Here is a 20,013-nt window from a genome sequence, read left to right as displayed (position 1 = left end):
GGTCAGTCTCCGTCGAATCCGTTCAGCTCAGCCGTTCGAGCACCATGGCCATGCCCTGGCCACCGCCGACGCACATGGTCTCCAGACCGATGGTCCTGTCGTGCCACCGAAGGGCGTTGAGCAGGGTGCCGGTGATCCGGGCGCCGGTCATGCCGAACGGGTGACCGACGGCGATCGCGCCGCCCATCACGTTCAGCTTCTCCTCGGGGATGCCGAGCTGCCGGTACGACGGGATGACCTGGGCGGCGAACGCCTCGTTGATCTCGACCAGGTCGACGTCGTCGATGGTCATGCCGGCCCGCCTGAGGGCCTGCTTCGACGCCTCGACCGGACCGAGGCCCATGATCTCCGGCGACAGTGCGGTGACGCCGGTGGAGACGATCCGTGCCAACGGGGCGAGGCCGAGGTCCTTCGCCCGCTGCGCGCTCATGATCACCACGGCGGCGGCGCCGTCGTTGAGCGGGCAGCAGTTGCCGGCGGTGATCCGGCCGTCCGGACGGAAGACCGGCTTGAGGCCGGCGACGCCCTCCAGGGTCACCCCCGGGCGCGGGCCGTCGTCGGCGCTGACCACGGTGCCGTCCGGCGTGGTCACCGGGGTGATCTCGCGGGCCCAGAAGCCGTCGGCGATCGCCTTCTCGGCCAGGTTCTGGCTGCGTACCCCGAAGGCGTCCATGTCCTCGCGGGTGATGTCGTGGACCTGGGCGAGGTTCTCCGCGGTCTGCCCCATGGCCAGGTAGATGTCCGGGAGCTGGCCGGCCTCACGCGGGTCCGTCCACGTCTCGGCGCCGCCCTGGGCGCGGGCCCCGGAACGCTTGCGCGCCGCCGCGAAGCGGGGGTTCTCCCAGCCGCCGCCGACCAGCGCCTGCGCCTCGGGTGGCAGGGTGTCCGAGTTGCCCCGGGCGTACCGGGAGACGGTCTCGACCCCGGCGGAGATGAACACGTCGCCCTCGCCCGCGCGGATCGCGTGCATGGCCATCCGGGTGGTCTGCAGCGAGGAGGCGCAGTATCGGGTCAGCGTGGCGCCGGGCAGGCCGTCCAGGCCCAGCAGGGTGGCGACCACGCGGGCCATGTTGAAGCCCTGCTCGCCTCCGGGCAGCCCGCAGCCCAGGTAGAGGTCGTCGATCGTGGTGGGATCGAGCGCGGGCACCTTGTCGAGGGCGGCCTGGACGATGGTGGCGGCGAGGTCGTCCGGGCGGACGTCCCGCAGGGAACCCTTGACCGCCCGACCGATGGGGGAGCGGGCGGTGGTGACGATGACGGCGTCACGGGGCGACTCAATCGGCATGAACCAACGTTAACTCGTGGGTAACTTGCCGTGGAAGCTGGCCGTCGGGCGGGAAATTTCACCCTCGCCGGGCGGGTCAGTGATGCCGGGAGGCGACCGTCGCCGCGGCCCCGACGGCCGGTAGCAGGGCGTGTGCCCAGACCCGGTAGCCGTCCGCGGAGGGGTGGTAGCCGTCGTGGCAGAGCGTCCCCGCGTCCGCCCGGAACACCGGGCCGGTCTCGGTGGCCAGGTCGACCACGCTGCCGCCGGCGTCGAGCACCGCCGCCGTCTGGGCGCGGGCGATCCGTCGCCCCGCCCAGCCGAGCACCTGCCGCAGCGGGGACGCGACCGCGCGGACCGCGCCGAGATCGGGGCAGGTGCCCACGACCACCTCGACGTGCGCCTCGCGCAGCCGGCGTACCGCCGATCCCAGGTACGCCGCGGCGTCCGCCGGCCGGGCCATCCCGGTGGCGTCGTTCGCCCCGATCAGGATCACCGCCACGTCGGGACGCTCCCCGAGCAGCGCCCGGGCCACCTGGGTGGCCAGGTCGGTGGAGCGGGACCCGGACACGCCCACGCAGGACAGCTGCACCCGCCGGCCGGTCGGCCCCTCGGCGAGCAGGTGGGCCAACTGGCCGCCGATGGTCTCCTCGAAGCGGTCCACCCCGACGCCGAGCGCCGAGGAGTCGCCGAGCAGCACCAGTCGCAGCGGGGGCGCTTCCGCCCGGCCGACCGTGGCGCGCAGCGCGAGGCTCAGCTCGGGCTGGGCGTACTGGCGGTTACGGGCGGCGATTGCCTGGCCGGCGAGGATGGCCGCCCCGCCCACCGTGCCGGCCACCAGGGACAACGCGGCTGCCCGGCCCAGCCGGACCACAAGCTCGTTACGCTGCGTCATGACGGCACCTCCCCAGTTCCGGCGGCGCGGGCCGGTCCGCTCGCGGCGCCGACCGCTGCCGCCGACGCTGCTGAAGGGCGCCGACGTGAGCGTGACCCGCGTTGTGCCTGCTGATGATGCCCCCGCTGCCCCGCTCACGCCAGCCCCTCAAGGGTCGGAGACTCGGTGGAGTCGGGCTGCGGCACCGCGCCGACGCCGAAGAAGGCGCGCCGTCGAAGCTGCGCCCAGCGCCCGCCGGGCCCGTGGTCGCGGCCCCGAACCTGGGTGCCGCTGACCTCGGTGCCGGCGTGCCGGGCCGCCTCGACGGCCGCCTCCGGGAGCGACCGCACGCCTTGCCGGGCGGCATGCAGGGGCCTGCGTTCCTGACCGGTGTCGAGCGCGGAGAGCACGGTGGGCAGCAGCGCTGCCGCGGCGACGGCGTATCCCTCGGCGGACGGGTGGAACCGGTCCCAGGCGAACATCCGGGCCGGCTCCGCGGCGAACCGCGGACCGAGCAGGTCGCCGAGGGAGACCGTCCAGCCGCCCGCCTCGACCACCGCCACCGTCTGGGCGGCGGCGAGCTGACGGCTCCAGCGGCGGGCCAGCCAGCGCAGCGGCGGGTGGATCGGCCGGATCGCCCCCAGGTCGGGGCAGGTGCCGACGACCACCTCGCAGCCCGCCGCACGCAGCGTGCGGACCGCGTCGACCAGGTAGCGCACGGCCACCGACGGTGACGTGCGGTTGGTGACGTCGTTGCCGCCGACCAGGATGACCGCGATGTCCGGCTCGACCTCCAGGGCCGACTCGACCTGCGGCTTCAGCCCGGACGACAGGGCGCCCACCACGGCGAACCGGTGCAGCCGCACCGGCCGGTGCAGTCGGCGGGACAGCCCGGTGGCCAGCAACGCGCCCGGCGTCTCCCGGCGGCGGTACACGCCGTAGCCGGCGGCCGAGGAGTCGCCGAGGACGACCATGGTGACCGGTGGGCCGGGGAGCTTCGCGCCGTATACCCCGTCGCAGCGGGGCGGGGGCGCTTCGGCCATCGGGATGGTGCGCCGGGCCTGCCGGGCCTGGCCGAGCAGCACCCCGCCGGTCGCCACGGTGGCCGCCACGGTGGCGCCCGTGCCGATCGCCGCCAGGCGGGCGATCCGCCGGACGTCCCGCCAGCTGGCAGGTGCGACGGAACCAGCGTCCCCCATGAACCGACATTATCGCGCCGCCCCGACACCCCGCGCTCCACATGATCGGGTGGCTGGGGAACGGCGGTCCGGGGTACCTGTTTGGCGACGGTGGCGCGCACTTGCGCCGGCACCGCACGCTGGTGGAGGGGAAAGGGGCGACGAGAATGGGTAAGACGTTGAAGCGGACCGCGGCCTTCGCCGCGCTGGCCCGGGCACTGTCGGCGGGGGCACGGGGTGGCCCGTCGGTGGGTGCCCGGCTGACGGCACTGCCCCGGATGATCCGGGCCACCATGAAGGGTGAATACGACGGCGGCCTGCGGCTGGCCCTGATGACCGCGGCCACGGCGTACATCGTGTCCCCGATCGACCTGCTGCCGGAGATCCCGCTGGCGGTCTTCGGCCTGGCCGACGACGCGGTGATGGTCACCTGGCTGGCCGGCAGCGTGCTCGCCGAGACCGAGCGGTTCCTGGAGTGGGAGGCACGTCGCAGCTCCGTCATCCCCGGCCATGTGGCGCCCTGACGGCCCGTACCCTGGGCGACGAACAGAAGTCTTCCCGGGCCGCCGTCGCGGCGGCGCAACGAAGGGCACAACGAGGTGCAGTACTACGACAACGTCGTCGAGCTGATCGGCAACACCCCGCTGGTCCGCCTGCGCAACGTCACCGAGGGCATCCAGGCGACCGTGCTGGCGAAGGTGGAGTACCTCAACCCGGGTGGTTCGGTGAAGGACCGGATCGCGCTGCGGATGGTGGAGGACGCCGAGAAGGCGGGCATCCTTCAGCCCGGCGGCACGATCGTCGAGCCGACCAGCGGCAACACCGGCGTCGGGCTGGCCCTGGTGGCCCAGCTCAAGGGCTACAAGTGCGTGTTCGTCTGCCCGGACAAGGTCAGCCAGGACAAGCAGGACGTGCTGCGCGCGTACGGCGCCGAGGTGGTGGTGTGCCCGACCGCCGTCGCGCCGGAGGACCCGCGCTCCTACTACAACGTCTCCGACCGGCTGGCCCGGGAGATCCCCGGCGCCTGGAAGCCCAACCAGTACAGCAACCCGGCCAACCCCCGCTCGCACTACGAGACCACCGGGCCGGAGATCTGGCAGCAGACCGGCGATCGGCTCACCCACTTCGTGGCGGGCGTCGGCACCGGCGGCACCATCTCCGGCATCGGCCGCTACCTGAAGGAGGCGTCCGAGGGTCGGGTCAAGGTCATCGGCGCGGACCCGGAGGGCTCGGTCTACTCCGGCGGCACCGGCCGGCCGTACCTGGTCGAGGGCGTCGGCGAGGACTTCTGGCCGGAGACGTACGACCGGACCGTCGCCGACGAGATCGTCGAGGTTTCCGACAAGGAGTCCTTCGAGATGACCCGGCGGTTGGCCCGCGAGGAGGGGCTGCTGGTCGGTGGCTCCTGCGGCATGGCCGTGGTGGCCGCCCTGGAGGTGGCCCGCAAGGCCGGCCCGGACGACGTGGTCGTGGTCCTGCTGCCGGACAGCGGCAAGGGCTACCTGTCGAAGATCTTCAACGATCAGTGGATGGCCCGGTACGGCTTCCTGGACAACTCCGGCACCGAGCCGACCGTGGCCGACGCGCTCAGCGGCAAGCCGGGCGGCCTGCCCGAGCTGGTGCACGTCCACCCGACCGAGACGGTCCGGGACGCCATCGACTACATGCGCGAGTACGGCGTCTCCCAGCTCCCGGTGCTCAAGGCCGAGCCCCCGGTGGTCACCGGCGAGGTGGCCGGCTCGATCGCCGAGAAGGACCTGCTCGACGCCCTCTTCACCGGGCAGGCCCACCTGCACGACATGATCGAGCGGCACATGGCCGAGCCGCTGCCGATGATCGGTGGCGGGCAGCCGGTCAGCGAGGCGGTCGCGCTGCTGGAGAAGGCCGACGCCGCCCTGGTGCTGGTCGACGGCAAGCCCAAGGGCGTGCTGACCCGGCAGGACCTGCTCGCCCACCTCGGCGCCCGCTGAGTCCACCGATGAGGGCCGCTCCCGACGGGGGCGGCCCTTTTCGCGTCAGCGGCCCCGCTTGTGCCTGACCGGGATGGCCCTCACACCTCGCGGCTGTAGCGCAGCTGGGGAGCGAGTGCCGTGCCGATGTGTTCGTCCCGCTGCTCACCGGTGGGGGACCAACCGCCGCGCTCGTAGAAGCGCCGGGCGGGGCCGTTCTCCCGGAGCACCCAGAGCACCGCGTGCGCCCACCCGCGCGAGCGCATCGCCGCCAGCGCGTCGATCATCAGCGCCCGTCCGGTGCCCCGGCCCTGCTCGTCCGGCTCCAGGTGGATCGCGTTGAGCAGCCCGGTGGCCGGGTCACCCTGGTCGTCCGGGCCCAGATAGCTGAACCCGACCAGCCGGCCGTCCCGCTCGGCCACCGTCATCCGGTGGTCGTCGTGTTCCCACGCCCACCGCTGGACCCAGTATCCGCCCATCGCCTCCGGCGTCGGTTCGGCCAGCGCCTCCGCCGGCAGGAACGAGGAGTATGCCGCCACTCGGGACCGCTGGTGCAGGGCGCCGACCGCCATCAGGTCGTCCTTGGTCGCGGGCCGGAGGGATACGGTCACCCGGCCGAGGCTACCCGCCGCGGCGGCACCTGGACGGTCATCAGGTCCTCGGCGATCACCAGTTCGCCGGCGAAGTGCTCGCGGGCCTCGTCGGCGAATCGGCGCGGATCGGAGTACCGCTGGGAGAAGTGGGTGAGCACGAGCGTGCGTACCCCGGACTCCGCCGCCACCCGCGCGGCCTGCGCCACGGTGAGGTGGCCGACCTCGGCGGCGACCGCGGCCTCCGACTCCAGGAACGTCGACTCGATGACCAGCAGGTCGGCGTGCTCGGCCAGCGCCCACACCCCCTCGCAGAGCCCGGTGTCCATCACGAAGGCGAACCGCTGCCCCGGCCGGGTCACGCTCACCTCGTCCCGGGTGATCCGGCGCCCGTCCAGGTCGAGGTGGCCGACGCGGAGCAGCTCCCCGACCGCCGGGCCGGCGATGCCGTACGCGGCCAGCTTCTCCGGCAGCATCCGGCAGCCGTCCGGCTCGATCAGCCGGTAGCCGTACGTCTCGATCGGGTGCCGCAGCCGGCGGGCCTCCAGCGTGCCGATGCGCGTGCTGATCCGCTGCCCGTCGGTGTCGATCGGCTCGACGGCCAGCTCGGCGGTCTCGTGGAAGCTCGCCGCGTGGTGCAGGCGGGCGAAATAGTCGGCACCGCCGGCGGGGAAATGCACGGCCACCGGGTGTGGTACCCGGTCCAGCGAGAGGCGCTGGATCATGCCGGGCAGGCCCAGGCAGTGGTCGCCGTGGAAGTGGGTGACGCAGATCCGGGTGAGGTCGGTGGCGGAGATTCCGGTGTGCAGCATCTGCCGCTGGCTGCCCTCGCCCGGATCGAAGAGGAGCACCTCGTCGTCCCAGCGCAGCAGGTAGCCGTTGTGGTTGCGCTGTCGGGTCGGGGCCTGGCTGGCCGTACCGAGCACCACCAGCTCGCGCATGGACACGGCGGATCTCCCCTGAGCATGAAGCGACCCCCGGGGTTTCCGCGCTCGCGCGGGCCGGCTGGACTGGGCCGGCGCCCCGGGGGTCGGGTGGCTGTCGTGGTTTCGCCGTACCGCTGCCACACGGTCTCGACGATCGTGCCTGGTGCCCGCCTCGTGGCGGACGGGATCACTGTCGAGGACAGCGGCTAGCGGACAGCCACCTCACGAGTCCGATTGCTATACAAAGCTGGACCACCTCCTTTCCCGTGTACCGCCACGCTATCCACTTCCGCCGGACCCGGGCAACGGATTTCGATCACAGACCTGGCGGGGCCTGCGGGACGACGGCCAGGGCATCGACCTCGATCCGAACCGCGGCGTCGCCGACTTCTGTCGAAATCGACGAAAGTTCGGTCTTCTCCGCTCTATCTTCTGTCCGTCCCGAGCATTACTGTATGCGCCAAAGCGGTAACTCTGAGGACTCTGCTCTCTGCATCACCAACGTGCCCAGCAGTCCGGTGCGCACCGTGCCGACGCGCCCTCGTGAGGTGAAACCTTGTCCGTCCTGCCCGCGTTCCGCCGAAATGCTCCTCGGTTCCTGCTCGCGCTGGGCCTGACCGGCGCGTTGACCGTGCCTCTCGCGCCGTCCGTGGCGGCGGCCGACCGCATCCCCCCTGGGGTGCCCCATCCCTCCACCGCCACCGGCGCGAGCGTCGCGGCCCCGCTGGTCGCGGGACCGATCGCCAACACCTCCGCCGTCGGGCATCCCAGCCACGGCTACCCCTTCCTCGCCACCGACGTCGATCTCGCCGCTGTCGGCTACGTCGAGCAGGAGTTCTTCATCTCGGGCACGGCGACCCGCTACGCGACGCGGGGTACGGACACCGCGGTGGTGACCAGCACCGACCACCCGTACGCCACCCGGATCATGGTGCGCCGGCCGGTCTCCGACGCGAAGTTCAACGGCGTGGTGATCGCCGAGTGGAACAACGTCAGCAACCAGTGGGACCAGGAGGTCGACTGGTTCCAGTCGCACGAGCACCTGATCCGGCAGGGGTACGCGTGGGTCGGCGTCTCCGCCCAGCGGGCCGGGCTGCACTCTCCGACGGGGCTCAAGGCGTGGAGCCCGGCCCGCTACGGCGCGTTGGACGTCACCGTGGGCGGGACGGTCACCGACGACAGTCTCTCGTACGACATCTTCAGCCAGGCGGTGAAGGCGGTACGCAGCCGGACGGGTGTCAGCCCGCTCGGCAAGCTGTCGTCTCCCCGGTACGTGATCGCCACCGGTCACTCCCAGTCGGCCGGGCGCCTCGCGAACTACTACAACGGCATCCAGCCGCTGGCGAACGTCATCGACGCGGTCGTCCTGCACGGTGGCGGTGGAATCCTCCGTACCGACCTCACCACGCCGGTGTTCCGGATCAACTCCGAGGGGGACGTGGCGAGCGGGATCCTCTCCGCGGCGGCCCGGGCCCAGGCCGACTCGCCGGTACTTCGTTCCTGGGAGGTGGCCGGCGCCTCGCACGGGGACTGGAAGCTCATCACCGACTACGGCCCGTTGCGGAAGCGGGACATCGGCAGCTACCCCGGTGGCTACCCGGGTGAGCCGCAGACGTGCGCGCTTCCCTCGCTCTCGCGCGTCCCACAGCACATGGTGCAGAACGCGGTGTACGACCACACCGTCAACTGGGTCGCGTACGGGGCGCAGCCGCCGACCGCGCCGAAGATCCAGATGACGGGCACCACCCCGCCGGCCGTCGCCCGCGACGATCTCGGGCTCGCCCTCGGTGGCATCCGGCTCGCCCAGCACGAGGTGCCGCTGCGGATCAACAGCGGCAGCAACACCGGACCCGGCTTCTGCTTCCTCGACGGCAGTTCGGTGCGTCTGACCGACGCGCAACTCGCCGCGCTCTACCCGACCGTCGAGTCGTACGTGGACGAGACCGTGGCGGTGACGTTGGCCAACGTCAGGGCCGGCTACCTCCCCGAGGGGACAACTCGCGACCCGGCCTGGTACTCGGACATCCACCACCTCATCGCCGAGCACGTCGCTGCCGGCCGCATCACCGAGCAGGTCGCGGCCAGACTCGAGGTCCACCTTCGGCCCGCCGAGCGGGCGGGCACCGCCGGCCACATGCGCCCCGCGATCGTTCTGCTGGGGCACGTCGCCGACCAGGCGGAACGTTCGATCACGGGTGACCCGGCTGCCCGCGACGCGGTGCTCCGGGAGACCGCCGCGCTCGTCGCGCTCCTCGGCGAGGCGGAACGCATGGCCCGGTGAGCGGCAAGGGGCAAGGGGAGGGCTCTGGTCAGTCGACGCCGATCGGGCCCTCCCGCGGGCCCTCCTCGGAGGCCGGCTGGACGGCCAGCGACGGGAAGTCGGCCAGGTCGCCCTCCGGCTCGGCGTCCCATTCGGGGAAGACCAACGGGCTCTGCAGGTAGAGGCAGAGCAACCGGGCCAGGTGGTGCAGCCCGTCCAGGTGGGTGCGCTCGTGGCCGTGGGTGGCGTCGACGCCGAAGCCGAGCAGCGCCACCCGGGCGTGGGCCCCGGCCTCGACCGCCGCGGCCACGTCCGAGCGGTAGTAGTCGAAGACGTCCCGGACCAGGTCGACGCCGTGCTCTCGGGCGATCGACGCCAGGTTGCGGGTGAGGTGGTAGTCGAACGGGCCGACCCCGTCGCCCATGGCCAGGGTGGCCGCGTTCTCCCGGGACTGCTGGCCCGGGGCGACCACCGCCGCGTCCACCGAGACGATCTCCGCCACGTCCGGGTCGAGGCCGTGGCTGGCCCCGTGCCCGATCTCCTCGGTGACGGTGACCAGCAGGTGCGCGGTGACCGCCGGGGTGACGCCCGCGTCGACCATCGCCTTGAACGCGGCCAGCACCGCGGCCACCCCGGCCTTGTCGTCGAGGTGCCGGGACTTGACGTAACCGCCGGGGGTGATCGCCGGGTCGGCCAGCAGCGCGACGAAGTCGCCCGCGTCGATGCCGAGGGCGCGCAGGCCGGCGACGTCGGTCACCGGCTCGTCGACGCGTACCTCGACCAGCTCCCAGCCGACACCCTGGAGGTCGACGGCCTCGTTGTAGCGGTGCCCGCTGGCCTTCAGGGGCAGCACCTGGCCGGTGATCACCCGGTCGAGGTCGTCGGTGAAGATCCGGACCTGGGCACCCTCGGCGAAGCGGGCGCTGTGCGTGCCGATCGGCTTCAGCTCCAGCCGGCCGTTCTCCTTGAGCCGCTTCACCATGCCGCCGATGGTGTCGGTGTGCACCACGATCGCCCGGTCGGCGCCGGTCGCCCGCGGCCCGGGCAGGCAGGCGCTGAGCGCCCCGCGCCGGGTGAGCGTGGAGCTGATACCGAGCGCGGAGAGGCGTTCGCCCACGTACTGCTGGATGTGGTCGGTACGTCCCGACGGGCTGGGGATCTCCAGCAGCTCCACCAGCACCTGGCGGAGGTAGTCGAGGTCGATCGCGGGCGGCCGTGGGCTCACGTGGTGCCTCCCGTACCGGCGGGCGACCAGAGCCGCTGTGGCCCGCGGGTGCCGGGGAAGAGCAGGTCGACGAAGCGTTCGGCGGTCGGCTGCGGTTCGTGGTTGGCCAGGCCGGGCCGCTCGTTCGCCTCCACGAACACGTGCTCCGGGCGGTCGGGGGATCCGACCAGCAGGTCCAGCCCGGTGACCGGGATGTCCAGCGCCCGGCTGGCCGTCACGCACGCCTCGGCGAGGTCCCGGTGCAGCTCCGCGGTGACGTCGTGGATGGTGCCGCCGGTGTGCAGGTTGGCGGTCCGGCGTACGGCGAGCACCTGCCCCTCGGGAAGCACGTCGTGCATCCGGTGGCCCGCCTCGGCGACCACCTCGCGGGTCATGTCGTCGATCGGGATCCGGGACTCACCCCCGGTGGCGCCGGCTCGGCGCCGGCTCTGCCGCTCGATCAGCTCGGTGACGTCGTGCACTCCGTCCCCGGTGATCTGGGCGGGCCGGCGGACGGCCGCGGCCACCACCTCGTGGTCGATGACGATCACCCGTAGGTCCTCGCCCTCGCACTGCTCCTCGATCAGCACGTCCGGGCAGAACCCGCGGGCCAGCTCGACCGCCGCGGTCAGCGCCTGCGGCGTACGCACTCCCACGGTGATGCCGTTGCCCTGCTCGCCCCGGGCCGGTTTGACCACCAGCGGGCCGACGTCCCCCAGAAAGGCCAGGTCGTCGGCGTCGCCGGTGGCGGTCCGGCCGCGTGGCACGGACAGCCCCGCCTCGGCGAGGATCCGCCGGGTGACCCGTTTGTCGTCGCAGCGGCTCATCGCCACCGCCGAGGTCAGCTCCGACAGCGACTCCCGGGTGTGGATGGTCCGGCCGCCGTTGGTCAGCCTCAGCTCACCCCAGTGCGGATCGGTGACCTCCACCCGGATGCCGCGCCGCATCGCCTCGTCCGCGACGATCCTCGCGTACGGGTTGAGTTCGTCGTACCCCTGCGGGGTGGCGGGGAGGAAGAGCCGCTCGTTGATCGGGTTCTTCCGCTTCACGCACAGCGTGCCGGTGCGGCGGAAGCCCAGCCGCTCGTACAGCCGGATCGCGCCGGAGTTCTCGGCCAGCACCGACAGGTCCACGTACGCGCGGCCCCGCGCGTCGAGCCGGTCGGCCAGCGCGGTGAGCAGGGCCTGGCCGGTGCCGGGCGGCGCGGTGTTGAAGTCCACGGTCAGGCACCAGAGGCTGGCCCCCTGTTCCGGGTCGGCGAAGACCGCGACGTGGTCCACCCCGGTGATGGTGCCGACCACCTCGCCGGCAGCGTCCTCGGCGACCAGGTGCAGGAACCGGTCGTCGCCGGCGTTGTCGACCAGCACCTCGACCGGCGCGGGGACCATGCCGTTGCGGGCATAGATCCGGTTCACCGCTTCCGCGTCGTCGGCGTCGCGCAGCGGCCGGATGGTCAGGCCGGGGATGTCGCCACCGTCGGTGGCGGCCGGCCGGCGCTTGCCCAGCGACAGCCGGTAGGTCAGCGACGGGTCGATGAACAGCTCGTCCGGGAGCCGGGACACCAGCACGTGCGGGTCGCGCAGGTAGATGCAGATGTCCCGGGCGCCGTCCGCCTCGGAGCGCAGCACGTCGGCGACCTCAACCTGCTCGGTGAAGGTCTGGCCGAAGACCAGTCGGCCCCAGCCGCAGTCCAGCACCACCCCGCCGGAGGTGGGCTTGCGGCGGGGCGCGGGGGTGCCGGGCGCGACCGGATCGCCCCCCGGGCCGACGCGTTCCCAGCGGCGGCCGGGCTCCCGCTCCCGGTCGATACGGGCCGTACCGATGACGAGGGTGTCGGCCACGGTCAGTCGATTCCGTGGCTCTGGAGCCACATTTCCAGGAGTCCGAGTTGCCACAGCTTGTTTCCGTTCAACGGGGTCAGTTCGGCGTTCGGGTGCGCGAGCAGCGCGTCGACGTACTCCGGGCGGAACAGGCCGCGGCGGCGGGCCTCGGGCGCGGAGAGGGCGTCGCGTACCCGGTCGAGGAGCTCGCCCTCCAGATGGGTGAGGCCCGGCACCGGGAAGTAGCCCTTCGGGCGGTCGATCACCTCGTGCGGGAGGAGCCGGCGGCCGATCTCCTTGAGCACGCCCTTGCCGCCCTGGGCCAGCTTCAGCTCCGCCGGGCAGCTCGCGGCCAGCTCCACGAACTCGTGGTCGAGGAACGGCACCCGGGCCTCCAGGCCGTGCGCCATGGTCATGTTGTCGACCCGCTTCACCGGGTCGTCGGTCAGCATCACCTGGGTGTCGATCCGCAGGCCGGCGTCCACCGCGAGCTGCGCCCCGGGCCGGGCCAGGTGCGCGGCGACGAACTCCCGCGCCGGGTCGCCGTCGGCCAGCCAGGCCGGGTTGAGCACCCGGGCCAGGCCGGCCGCGTCGCGGTCGAAGAACGCCTTCGCGTACGTCTCGAGCGCGCCTTCCCGGTCGACGCCGGCGAGCGGCGGGTACCAGTGGTAGCCGCCCAGGATCTCGTCCGCGCCCTGGCCGGACTGGACCACCTTGACGTGCCGGGACACCTCCTGGCTGAGCAGCCAGAAGGCCACGCAGTCGTGGCTGACCATCGGCTCGCTCATCGCCGCGACGGCGGCCTCCAGCGGCGGCAGCAGGTCGTCGGTCGGCACCCTGATCTGGTGGTGGTCGGTGCCGAACGTCTTCGCGACCAGGTCGGACCAGACGAACTCGTCGCCCTCCCGGCCACCGACCGCGTCGAAGCCGATGGAGAAGGTGGCCAGGTCGGGCTGCCCCTCGCCGGCCAGCAGCGCGACGACCAGGCTGGAGTCCAGCCCGCCGGAGAGCAGCACACCGACCGGTACGTCGGCGACCATCCGGCGGCGTACGGCGGTGGTCAGCGACTCCAGCAGCGCGTCCTGCCAGTCCCGCGCCGACCAGTCGGCCCGCTCCGGGAGACGGGTGAAGGAGGGCTCCCAGTAGACCCGCTCGTGGGTGGACCCGTCCGGTTCGTACACCCGCACGGTGGCCGGGGGGAGCTTGGTGACGCCACGCAGGATGGTCCGCGGCGGCGGCACGATGCTGTGGAAGCTCAGGTAGTGCGCGAGGGCCACCGGGTCGATCGTGGTGTCGATCCCGCCGCCCGCCAGCAGCGCCGGGAGGGTGCTGGCGAAGCGGACCGCGCCCGGGGTCTCGGCCAGGTAGAGCGGTTTGATGCCGAGGCGGTCCCGGGCCAGCACCAGCCGGCCGGTGTCCCGCTCGCTGATCGCCACCGCGAACATGCCGACCAGGTGGTCGACGAAGTCCAGCCCCCACTCGGCGTACGCCTTGACCACGACCTCGCTGTCGCCCGAGGAGAAGAAGCGGTGGCCTCTGGTTTGGAGTTCGTCGCGTAGCTCACGGTAGTTGTAGACGCAGCCGTTGAAGACGGCGGTGAGGCCGGCGGCGGGGTCGACGAGCGGCTGACCGCTCGCTGCGGAGAGGTCGATGATCTTCAGGCGGCGATGTCCCAGGGCCGTCGGCCCCTGGGACCAGACTCCGCTGTCGTCGGGCCCTCGGTCACTCATCGTGGCCGCCATGCGCTCGACCGCTGCCACATCGGCAGGTGAGCCGTCACGGCGGAACTCTCCGGCAAGTCCGCACATGCCGGCCCATGCTGCCAGAGGCCGGTGCGATTCGCCGCTTGAGCTGATGACGATTGGCTGATGCACTGCTATTATCCGCGCCCGCGCGGTTTCTTCGGCGAGGCGGTTGCTGAACGTCACGTGGTCACCTTGGCTCCCGCCTCGGTGCTGCCAGTCTGGCCGGATTCCCGGGCCGCCTCCTGTGAGGTATGTCCCAGTAGCGGAATGGCCTTTCTGTGGCTTATGCCGATGGAGGGCAGTCGCTACGGTACGGACACCGACACCGCCCGAGGAGGTGAGCGCGCGAATGCCGTCTCCCGATCGCCCCGAGGACGAGGAGGAGATTCCACCCCAGTTCCTGGACTTCGCGGGCCGGCACGGTCTCGTCGGCTTCTACACGCCCTGGGCGATCCTCCTCTGCCTCGGCTGCTATCCGATGCTGGTCGCGGTGATGTCTGTCGGCTCCCCCGAAGACCACGAGCTGGTGTTGGGATGGGGCGGCGTCGGGCTCCTGATGTGGGCCGGATCGCTGGTGGCCTTTCGCCGCAAGCGGCGCGCGGACGAGGCACGAATGGCCGCCTACCGCCAGTGGCGGGAGAGCCAGGAACCGCCGCCGTCACCGGGATGGGACCGGATCCGGCGGTTCGACGGCCGGATCGCCGACGTCCGCAGCGACCGGCAGGCGACCGGCTACCTGTACGTCAGGGTTGACGAAGTCACCCGCGGTGACGGCCGGCGAGAGCTGTCCGTGGACCTCAGCACCGTGCTGGCCGACGCAGCGGAGCCGGGGCGGTGGCGGTTGGGAGGTCGGGCCGACGTCGACCCCGATGCTGTCCGCGAGGAACTCCGGACCGGGGTCGTCCGCTGGTTCGGGGAGCACCTGCACGTCGTCCGCTGGCTCGACGCGACCGAGGCGGAGACGGTGGCCGGCACACACTTCGGCTGACCGGCCACCGGCCGCCGAGCGGCTGGCTCGGCGGCCGGTGGCACGGCTCGAAGATGTTCAGCCGGCGGTACGGGCCACGCCGACCGGGCAGCTCAGCCCGTTCGGTCCGTGGTTGCAGTACCCGTTCGGGTTCTTGGACTCTGGCGCAGGGTGTAGTGCTTCGAAGCTGGGACCTCCGACTCCCCACTCACTCCGGGCTGCGGCCGAACCGTCGGACCTCCTGGGGCCAGCCGCATGCTTCCGCGAGCTTGCCGGCCCACATCCGGGCTGTTTCCTCGTCGGCCACGTCCACCACCGTCAGCCCGCCCAGCCACTCCTTGGTTTCGACGTAGGGTCCGTCGGTGAACATCAACGTGCCACTCGTGGCGTCGGCGCTGAAGACGGGGCCGTCTTCCTCCAGTCCCCCGGCGAACACGTAAGCCCCGGCTGCCTTGATCTCGTCCACGACCGCCGCGGCGAGTGGCCCACGCCCGCGGAACCACTCCTCGGTGTGGTCACCAACCCACTGCTGGTTGAAGTAGATGAGGTACTCGGCCATGTCTGCTCCCTCGTCCCGGGCGGACCCGTCGTCCACCTCCATCTTCGCTACGAACGGCGTCGGGCGGATACGACACTCAGGCCGGAAATTTCCAGACCCCAACACGGAACAAGGCCACCGGGTCGGAACCCAGTGGCCTTGCCAGTTACCGCAATGGGTGGTCAGTGAGCGGCGCTGGACGTGCGGGCCACCCCGACCGGGCAGGTCATGCCGTTGGGGCCGTGGTTGCAATAGCCACCCGGATTTTTGGACTCTGGCGGACGGTGAGGTACTTCGGGGGCCCGCAGCGAGGGCTCCCACCGGCTCGTTCAGGACCGCTGCGATGATGCGGGCGTGGACATCGACGAGATCCGGGCCGCGTTCGACGATGTATTCGATCAAGCCATCGTGTTCCACGGCTTCGCCGACTACATGCGTGACTACGACGTCTTCGTCTACGCGACCGCCGACCCCCGCACCGGAATCACGCCAAAGCACCTGAGGTACCGGTTCAAGTACTGCGTCCGAGCCGTGGCCACGTCCGCCGTGCCGCCTGAGGTCTGGATGCGATCACTGGACGAGCGGCTCGTTGACTATGAGCAGGGCGTCGACCTCGACGGCTACGTGTGGGGCGTCAAGTGGCAGGTGCTGTACCCGGGAATGAAACTTCTGCGGGACTCGCCTGACGCAGAGCGGTGGTCACAGCTCCTCGATCTTCCGTTTCACGAGGCCATTATCGAGACGAATGGCCACAACATCTCGCTAGTCTTCTCGGACCTGGCCGTCGACACGGTCGACCGTGGGTACGCACCGTTCGTGGTGGCTGGAGGGGGACCGGACTTCAAGATCCCCCTCCCGTAGGTCGCGAGACGCGCTCAGTGCGCTTCGGTGACCCGCGCGACTCCGACCGGGCAGGTCAGCCCGGTCGGGCCGTGGGTGCAGTAGCCGTTCGGATTTTTGGTCGGCGCCAGGTACTGCTGGTGGTAGTCCTCGGCGAAGTAGTAGTCGCCGAGCCGGGCGATCTCTGTCGTGATCTCGCCCTTGCCGGCGCGCGCCACGATCGGCGCGAACGCGTCCCGGGACGCCTGCGCGGTGGCGAGCTGATCGTCGGTGGTGGTGTAGATCGCCGAGCGGTACTGCGTACCGACGTCGTTGCCCTGGCGCATGCCCTGGGTCGGGTCGTGGTTCTCCCAGAAGACCTTGAGCAGATCCTCGTAGCTGATCCGGGTGGGGTCGTAGACCACCTGGACCACCTCGGCGTGCCCGGTCATGCCCGAGCAGACCTCCTCGTACGTCGGGTTCGGGGTGCTGCCACCCGCGTAGCCGGCCGAGGTGGTGATCACGCCGGGGAGGGTCCAGAACAACCGCTCGGCGCCCCAGAAACAACCCATCCCGAAGACGGCGACCTGCGAGCCCTCCGGGAACGGGCCCTTCAACGGGGAGGGGAGCACCTCGTGCCGGTCGGAGATCGGCATCGCGATCGACCGGCCCGGCAGGGCCTGGTCGGGGGTGGGCAGCTCGGCCTTCATGCGGCGAAGGAACACGGTGGGACTCCTCTCTTGCCTCTCCCAGCGTGCAACACCGCCGGTCCCCGCTTTCTTACCCGCCCGTGCCGTGCTCAGGCCAGGGCGGCGGCGATCCGTCGGGCGAAGTCGGTCGCCTCGGCGTCGTCGGTGTAGCGGGTCCGCGGCCAGAAGAAGCCGCGCAGGCCGTCGCCCTTCGTGCGGGGCACCACGTGGGTGTGCAGGTGCGGGACGGACTGGGAAACCTTGTTGTTGACCGCCACGAACGTCCCGCCGGACCCCAGACCGGTCTCCACGGCCACGATGAGCCGCTGCACCAGCCGGAAGTAACCGGGCAGCGCCTCGGCCGGCAGCGTGTCGAGGGTGACCAGGTGGGCGCGCGGCACCACCAGCACATGCCCCTTGAAGACCGGCCGGGTGTCCAGGAACGCCACGCCGTCCGGCTCGTCGGCGACGGTGAACGCGGGCACCTCGCCCGCCACGATCCCGCAGAACACGCACCCGCTCACCGCGCCAGGCTATAGCGCCGGTCTCCGGGTGACCCGCGGCCGGGTTACAGCCGTCGAGACGGGAGGTCGGACTAACGTCTCGGGAATGAGTCACGGCTTCGAGACGCTCGCGATCCACGCCGGCCAGGACCCGGAGGCCCGCACCGGCGCGGTGATCCCACCGATCTATCAGACCAGCACCTACGCCCAGGACGCCGTCGGCGCGCCCCGGCAGGGCTACGAGTACAGCCGCTCCGGCAACCCCACCCGGGACGCGCTCCAGGAGTGCCTGGCCGCGCTGGAGGGCGGTCCGGTGGGACTCGCCTTCGCCAGCGGCCTGGCCGCCGAGGACACCCTGCTGCGCACCGTCTGCAAGCCCGGTGACCACGTGGTCATCCCGGACGACGCCTACGGCGGCACCTACCGGCTGTTCGCCAAGGTCGCCGAACGGTGGGGGCTGGACTTCACCCCGGCGAAGGTCTCCGACCCGGACGCCGTGCGGGCCGCGATCCGTCCCGGCACCACGAAGATCATCTGGGTGGAGACGCCGACCAACCCGCTGCTCGGCATCGCCGACATCGCTGCCCTGGCCGCCGTCGCGCACGACGCGGGCGCGCTGCTGGTGGTCGACAACACGTTCGCGTCGCCATACCTGCAGCAGCCGATCGCGCACGGCGCCGACGTGGTGGTCCACTCCACCACCAAGTACGTGGGCGGACACTCCGACGTGGTCGGTGGCGCCCTGGTCGCCGCCGACACCGGGCTCGGCGACCAGCTGCGCTACCACCAGAACGCGATGGGCGCGGTCAACGGCCCGTTCGACGCCTGGCTCACCCTGCGCGGCATCAAGACCCTCGGCGTACGGATGGACCGGCACTGCGACAACGCCGAACGGATCGCGGCCTATCTGGACAGTCACGCCAAGGTCGGCGAGGTCCTCTACCCGGGCCTCCCCTCGCACCCGGGGCACGAGGTGGCCGCCAAGCAGATGCGGCGGTTCGGCGGCATGATCTCCTTCCGGGCCGCGGGCGGCGAGGAGCACGCCGTGCAGATCTGCAACCGGGCCAAGCTCTTCGTGCTCGCCGAGTCCCTCGGCGGCGTCGAGTCCCTGATCGAGCACCCGGGACGGATGACACACGCGAGTGCTGCCGGCTCGCCGCTTGAAGTTCCCGGCGATCTCGTGCGACTGTCTGTCGGCATCGAGACGGTCGACGACCTGCTCGCCGATCTGGAGCAGGCGCTGGGCTGACCGCTGGCTGGGGAGGGTGGCCGTGCAGGAGTTCATGCCGACGACCTGGGTGGGGGCGACCGCCAAGCAGATCGCCCGGGGCGTACGCCGGGGTGACGTCTCGGCCACCCAGGTCGTGGCCGACCACCTGGACCACATCGCGCGGGCCGACGCCGAGCTCGCCGCGTTCCGCACGGTACGCGGCGGGGAGGCGATCACCGAGGCGGAGAAGGTCGACGAGCAGGAGGACCTGGCCAACCTTCCCCTCGCCGGGGTGCCGGTCGCGGTCAAGGAGAACACCCCGGTCGCCGGGCTGCCGACCTGGCACGGGTCGGCCGCCGTGCGTACCCCGGTGGCGGAGGCCGACCACGAGGTGGTCCGGCGGTTGCGCGGCGCCGGCGCGGTGATCCTCGGGGTGACCCGGATGCCGGAGCTCGGCCTCTGGGCGGTGACCGACGACGAGACGGCGGTGACCCGCAACCCCTGGGACCGGGGGCGTACCCCCGGCGGCTCCTCGGGTGGCGCGGCCGCCGCGGTGGCCGCCGGGCTGGTGCCGATGGCGCACGGCAACGACGGCCTCGGCTCGATCCGCATCCCGGCGGCCTGCTGCGGCCTGATCGGGCTCAAGCCGGGCCGGGGTGTGGTGCCCTGCCAGCTCGGCGCGGAGGACTGGTTCGGCCTCACCGAGCACGGCGTGCTGACCGGCACGGTGGCCGACGCGGTGGTCGGCTTCTCGGTGCTGGCCGGGCGCCGTCCCGACAAGCTGGAGCAGCCGCCCCGCCTGCGGGTCGGCGTCTCGCTGCGCTCCCCGGTGCGTGGTGTTTCGCCGGACGCGCCCAACCGGGACGCGGTGGCCGCCGCCGGCCGGCTGCTGGCCGCCGCCGGGCACGACACCGTCCCCGCCGATCCGGTCTACCCGACCCGGCTCGGCCTGCAGGGGATCGCCACCTGGTTCGCGGCGGCCGCCGCCGACGTGCAGGCCGCCGGCATCGAGCGCCGTGGTCTCCAACGGCGCAGCCGCCGGCACGTCGCGCTCGGCGAGTGGGCGCAGCGCCGGGGGTACGTCCGGGAGGCCGACCGGCGTGCCTGGCGCGAACGCTCGGTGGCCTTCTTCGCCGACCACTCGATCGACCTGCTGCTCACCCCGGCGTTGGCCGGGCCGCCGCCGGAGGCCGCCGGCTGGTCCGGCCGCTCCTGGTTGGCGAACATGAAGGCCAACATCCGGTACGCCCCGTACGCCGCCCCGTGGAACATCGCCGGGCTGCCCTCGATCGTGGTGCCGATCGGCCGCCGCCCGGACGGCCTGCCCGTCGCCGTGCAGTTCGTCGGCCCGCCCGGCTCCGAGCTGCTGCTGCTCGGCGTCGCCGGCCAGTTCGAGATGCAGGCGCCCTGGCAACGGCACGCGCCCGGCTACCCCCGGATCGGAACGGGGTCGCCGGCGCACGCATGATTTAGCGTT

At 72.0% G+C, this 20,013-nt stretch carries 18 protein-coding genes and 1 pseudogene; 7 read left to right on the top strand and 12 right to left on the bottom strand.

The window, feature by feature from the left end; genetic code table 11:
• Positions 1-22 precede the first annotated feature (22 nt).
• From ACNAVT_RS01565 to ACNAVT_RS01555, 3 genes are all read right to left on the bottom strand, one after another.
• Positions 23-1,285 carry an acetyl-CoA C-acetyltransferase gene (locus ACNAVT_RS01565; RefSeq protein WP_416292079.1) on the bottom strand — a complete coding sequence of 421 codons (1,263 nt, stop codon included), beginning with the start codon at positions 1,283-1,285 and terminating at the stop codon, positions 23-25.
• Positions 1,286-1,361: 76 nt separating this feature from the next.
• Positions 1,362-2,159, bottom strand: coding sequence for an SGNH/GDSL hydrolase family protein (locus ACNAVT_RS01560; RefSeq protein ID WP_416292077.1), 798 nt, complete (start codon positions 2,157-2,159; stop codon positions 1,362-1,364).
• A 134-nt stretch (positions 2,160-2,293) separates the two neighbouring features.
• On the bottom strand, positions 2,294-3,337 hold the full coding sequence (locus ACNAVT_RS01555; RefSeq protein WP_416292075.1) for an SGNH/GDSL hydrolase family protein: 1,044 nt from the start codon (positions 3,335-3,337) through the stop codon (positions 2,294-2,296).
• A gap of 146 nt (positions 3,338-3,483) precedes the next feature.
• On the opposite strand from ACNAVT_RS01555, the gene ACNAVT_RS01550 reads away from it, so the two are divergent.
• Together ACNAVT_RS01550 and ACNAVT_RS01545 are read left to right on the top strand one after the other, a co-directional pair.
• Positions 3,484-3,840, top strand: a complete 357-nt coding sequence (locus ACNAVT_RS01550; RefSeq protein WP_416292073.1) for a YkvA family protein — start codon at positions 3,484-3,486, stop codon at positions 3,838-3,840.
• A 75-nt stretch (positions 3,841-3,915) separates the two neighbouring features.
• Positions 3,916-5,286 carry a cystathionine beta-synthase gene (locus ACNAVT_RS01545; protein WP_416292071.1) on the top strand — a complete coding sequence of 457 codons (1,371 nt, stop codon included), beginning with the start codon at positions 3,916-3,918 and terminating at the stop codon, positions 5,284-5,286.
• Positions 5,287-5,366: 80 nt separating this feature from the next.
• Here the strand turns inward: ACNAVT_RS01545 and ACNAVT_RS01540 are convergent, their stop codons facing one another.
• Both ACNAVT_RS01540 and ACNAVT_RS01535 read right to left on the bottom strand, forming a co-directional pair.
• Positions 5,367-5,876 carry a GNAT family N-acetyltransferase gene (locus ACNAVT_RS01540; RefSeq protein ID WP_416292069.1) on the bottom strand — a complete coding sequence of 170 codons (510 nt, stop codon included), beginning with the start codon at positions 5,874-5,876 and terminating at the stop codon, positions 5,367-5,369.
• Entirely contained in the window at positions 5,873-6,802 is a 930-nt protein-coding gene (locus ACNAVT_RS01535; RefSeq protein WP_416292067.1) for a ribonuclease Z, read from the bottom strand. Before ACNAVT_RS01535 ends, ACNAVT_RS01540 begins: the two co-directional genes overlap by 4 nt.
• 535 nt (positions 6,803-7,337) lie before the next feature.
• On the opposite strand from ACNAVT_RS01535, the gene ACNAVT_RS01530 reads away from it, so the two are divergent.
• Entirely contained in the window at positions 7,338-9,062 is a 1,725-nt protein-coding gene (locus tag ACNAVT_RS01530; RefSeq protein WP_416292065.1) for an alpha/beta hydrolase domain-containing protein, read from the top strand.
• 28 nt (positions 9,063-9,090) lie between these two features.
• Here ACNAVT_RS01530 and ACNAVT_RS01525 read toward each other — a convergent pair whose 3' ends face one another.
• Genes ACNAVT_RS01525 through ACNAVT_RS01515 form a run of 3 tightly spaced genes read right to left on the bottom strand, consistent with a single transcriptional unit; the run spans position 9,091 to position 13,873 of the window.
• The gene (locus ACNAVT_RS01525) at positions 9,091-10,266 is read right to left on the bottom strand and encodes an osmoprotectant NAGGN system M42 family peptidase (protein WP_416292063.1); all 1,176 of its coding nucleotides are present in this window, start codon (positions 10,264-10,266) and stop codon (positions 9,091-9,093) included.
• Positions 10,263-12,086 (bottom strand): N-acetylglutaminylglutamine synthetase, encoded by a 1,824-nt coding sequence (gene ngg, locus ACNAVT_RS01520; RefSeq protein ID WP_416292061.1) that lies wholly within the window; start codon positions 12,084-12,086, stop codon positions 10,263-10,265. The genes ACNAVT_RS01525 and ngg overlap by 4 nt, the downstream gene beginning before the upstream one ends.
• Positions 12,087-12,088: 2 nt before the next feature.
• Complete coding sequence (locus ACNAVT_RS01515; protein ID WP_416292059.1) at positions 12,089-13,873, bottom strand: N-acetylglutaminylglutamine amidotransferase; 1,785 nt, start codon at positions 13,871-13,873, stop codon at positions 12,089-12,091.
• Between the two features lie 286 nt (positions 13,874-14,159).
• On the opposite strand from ACNAVT_RS01515, the gene ACNAVT_RS01510 reads away from it, so the two are divergent.
• The gene (locus ACNAVT_RS01510; RefSeq protein ID WP_416292058.1) at positions 14,160-14,798 is read left to right on the top strand and encodes a hypothetical protein; all 639 of its coding nucleotides are present in this window, start codon (positions 14,160-14,162) and stop codon (positions 14,796-14,798) included.
• 57 nt (positions 14,799-14,855) lie between these two features.
• Here ACNAVT_RS01510 and ACNAVT_RS01505 read toward each other — a convergent pair.
• Both ACNAVT_RS01505 and ACNAVT_RS01500 read right to left on the bottom strand, forming a co-directional pair.
• Positions 14,856-14,936: pseudogene (locus ACNAVT_RS01505) on the bottom strand (peptide-methionine (S)-S-oxide reductase); the annotation flags it as partial.
• Positions 14,937-14,985: 49 nt separating this feature from the next.
• Entirely contained in the window at positions 14,986-15,336 is a 351-nt protein-coding gene (locus tag ACNAVT_RS01500; protein WP_416292056.1) for a YciI family protein, read from the bottom strand.
• Positions 15,337-15,669: 333 nt separating this feature from the next.
• Here ACNAVT_RS01500 and ACNAVT_RS01495 point away from each other — a divergent pair, with 333 nt between their 5' ends.
• Entirely contained in the window at positions 15,670-16,176 is a 507-nt protein-coding gene (locus ACNAVT_RS01495; RefSeq protein WP_416292054.1) for a hypothetical protein, read from the top strand.
• A 14-nt stretch (positions 16,177-16,190) separates the two neighbouring features.
• Here ACNAVT_RS01495 and msrA read toward each other — a convergent pair whose 3' ends face one another.
• On the bottom strand, positions 16,191-16,859 hold the full coding sequence (gene msrA, locus ACNAVT_RS01490) for a peptide-methionine (S)-S-oxide reductase MsrA (protein WP_416292052.1): 669 nt from the start codon (positions 16,857-16,859) through the stop codon (positions 16,191-16,193).
• A gap of 74 nt (positions 16,860-16,933) precedes the next feature.
• Positions 16,934-17,347 (bottom strand): HIT family protein, encoded by a 414-nt coding sequence (locus ACNAVT_RS01485; RefSeq protein WP_416292050.1) that lies wholly within the window; start codon positions 17,345-17,347, stop codon positions 16,934-16,936.
• Positions 17,348-17,432: 85 nt separating this feature from the next.
• Between ACNAVT_RS01485 and ACNAVT_RS01480 the strand changes: the two genes are divergently transcribed.
• Together ACNAVT_RS01480 and ACNAVT_RS01475 are read left to right on the top strand one after the other, a co-directional pair.
• The gene (locus ACNAVT_RS01480; protein WP_416292048.1) at positions 17,433-18,575 is read left to right on the top strand and encodes a cystathionine gamma-synthase; all 1,143 of its coding nucleotides are present in this window, start codon (positions 17,433-17,435) and stop codon (positions 18,573-18,575) included.
• Between the two features lie 16 nt (positions 18,576-18,591).
• Positions 18,592-20,004: an amidase gene (locus ACNAVT_RS01475; protein ID WP_416292047.1), complete on the top strand. Its 1,413-nt coding sequence runs from the start codon at positions 18,592-18,594 to the stop codon at positions 20,002-20,004.
• Positions 20,005-20,013 lie beyond the last annotated feature (9 nt).

The organism is Micromonospora sp. SL4-19, from assembly GCF_047921475.1.
Classification (GTDB): Bacteria; Actinomycetota; Actinomycetes; order Mycobacteriales; family Micromonosporaceae; genus Micromonospora.
This window is presented reverse-complemented; position numbering and strand designations above follow the sequence as displayed.

What these genes read in the sequence shown, in the direction of transcription:
- ACNAVT_RS01565 (WP_416292079.1), bottom strand. Translation starts at nt 1,285, where the DNA reads ATGCCGATTGAGTCGCCCCGTGACGCCGTCATCGTCACCACCGCCCGC.
- ACNAVT_RS01560 (WP_416292077.1), bottom strand. Translation starts at nt 2,159, where the DNA reads ATGACGCAGCGTAACGAGCTTGTGGTCCGGCTGGGCCGGGCAGCCGCG.
- ACNAVT_RS01555 (WP_416292075.1), bottom strand. Translation starts at nt 3,337, where the DNA reads ATGGGGGACGCTGGTTCCGTCGCACCTGCCAGCTGGCGGGACGTCCGG.
- ACNAVT_RS01550 (WP_416292073.1), top strand. Translation starts at nt 3,484, where the DNA reads ATGGGTAAGACGTTGAAGCGGACCGCGGCCTTCGCCGCGCTGGCCCGG.
- ACNAVT_RS01515 (WP_416292059.1), bottom strand. Translation starts at nt 13,873, where the DNA reads ATGTGCGGACTTGCCGGAGAGTTCCGCCGTGACGGCTCACCTGCCGAT.
- ACNAVT_RS01510 (WP_416292058.1), top strand. Translation starts at nt 14,160, where the DNA reads ATGCCGTCTCCCGATCGCCCCGAGGACGAGGAGGAGATTCCACCCCAG.
- ACNAVT_RS01500 (WP_416292056.1), bottom strand. Translation starts at nt 15,336, where the DNA reads ATGGCCGAGTACCTCATCTACTTCAACCAGCAGTGGGTTGGTGACCAC.
- ACNAVT_RS01480 (WP_416292048.1), top strand. Translation starts at nt 17,433, where the DNA reads ATGAGTCACGGCTTCGAGACGCTCGCGATCCACGCCGGCCAGGACCCG.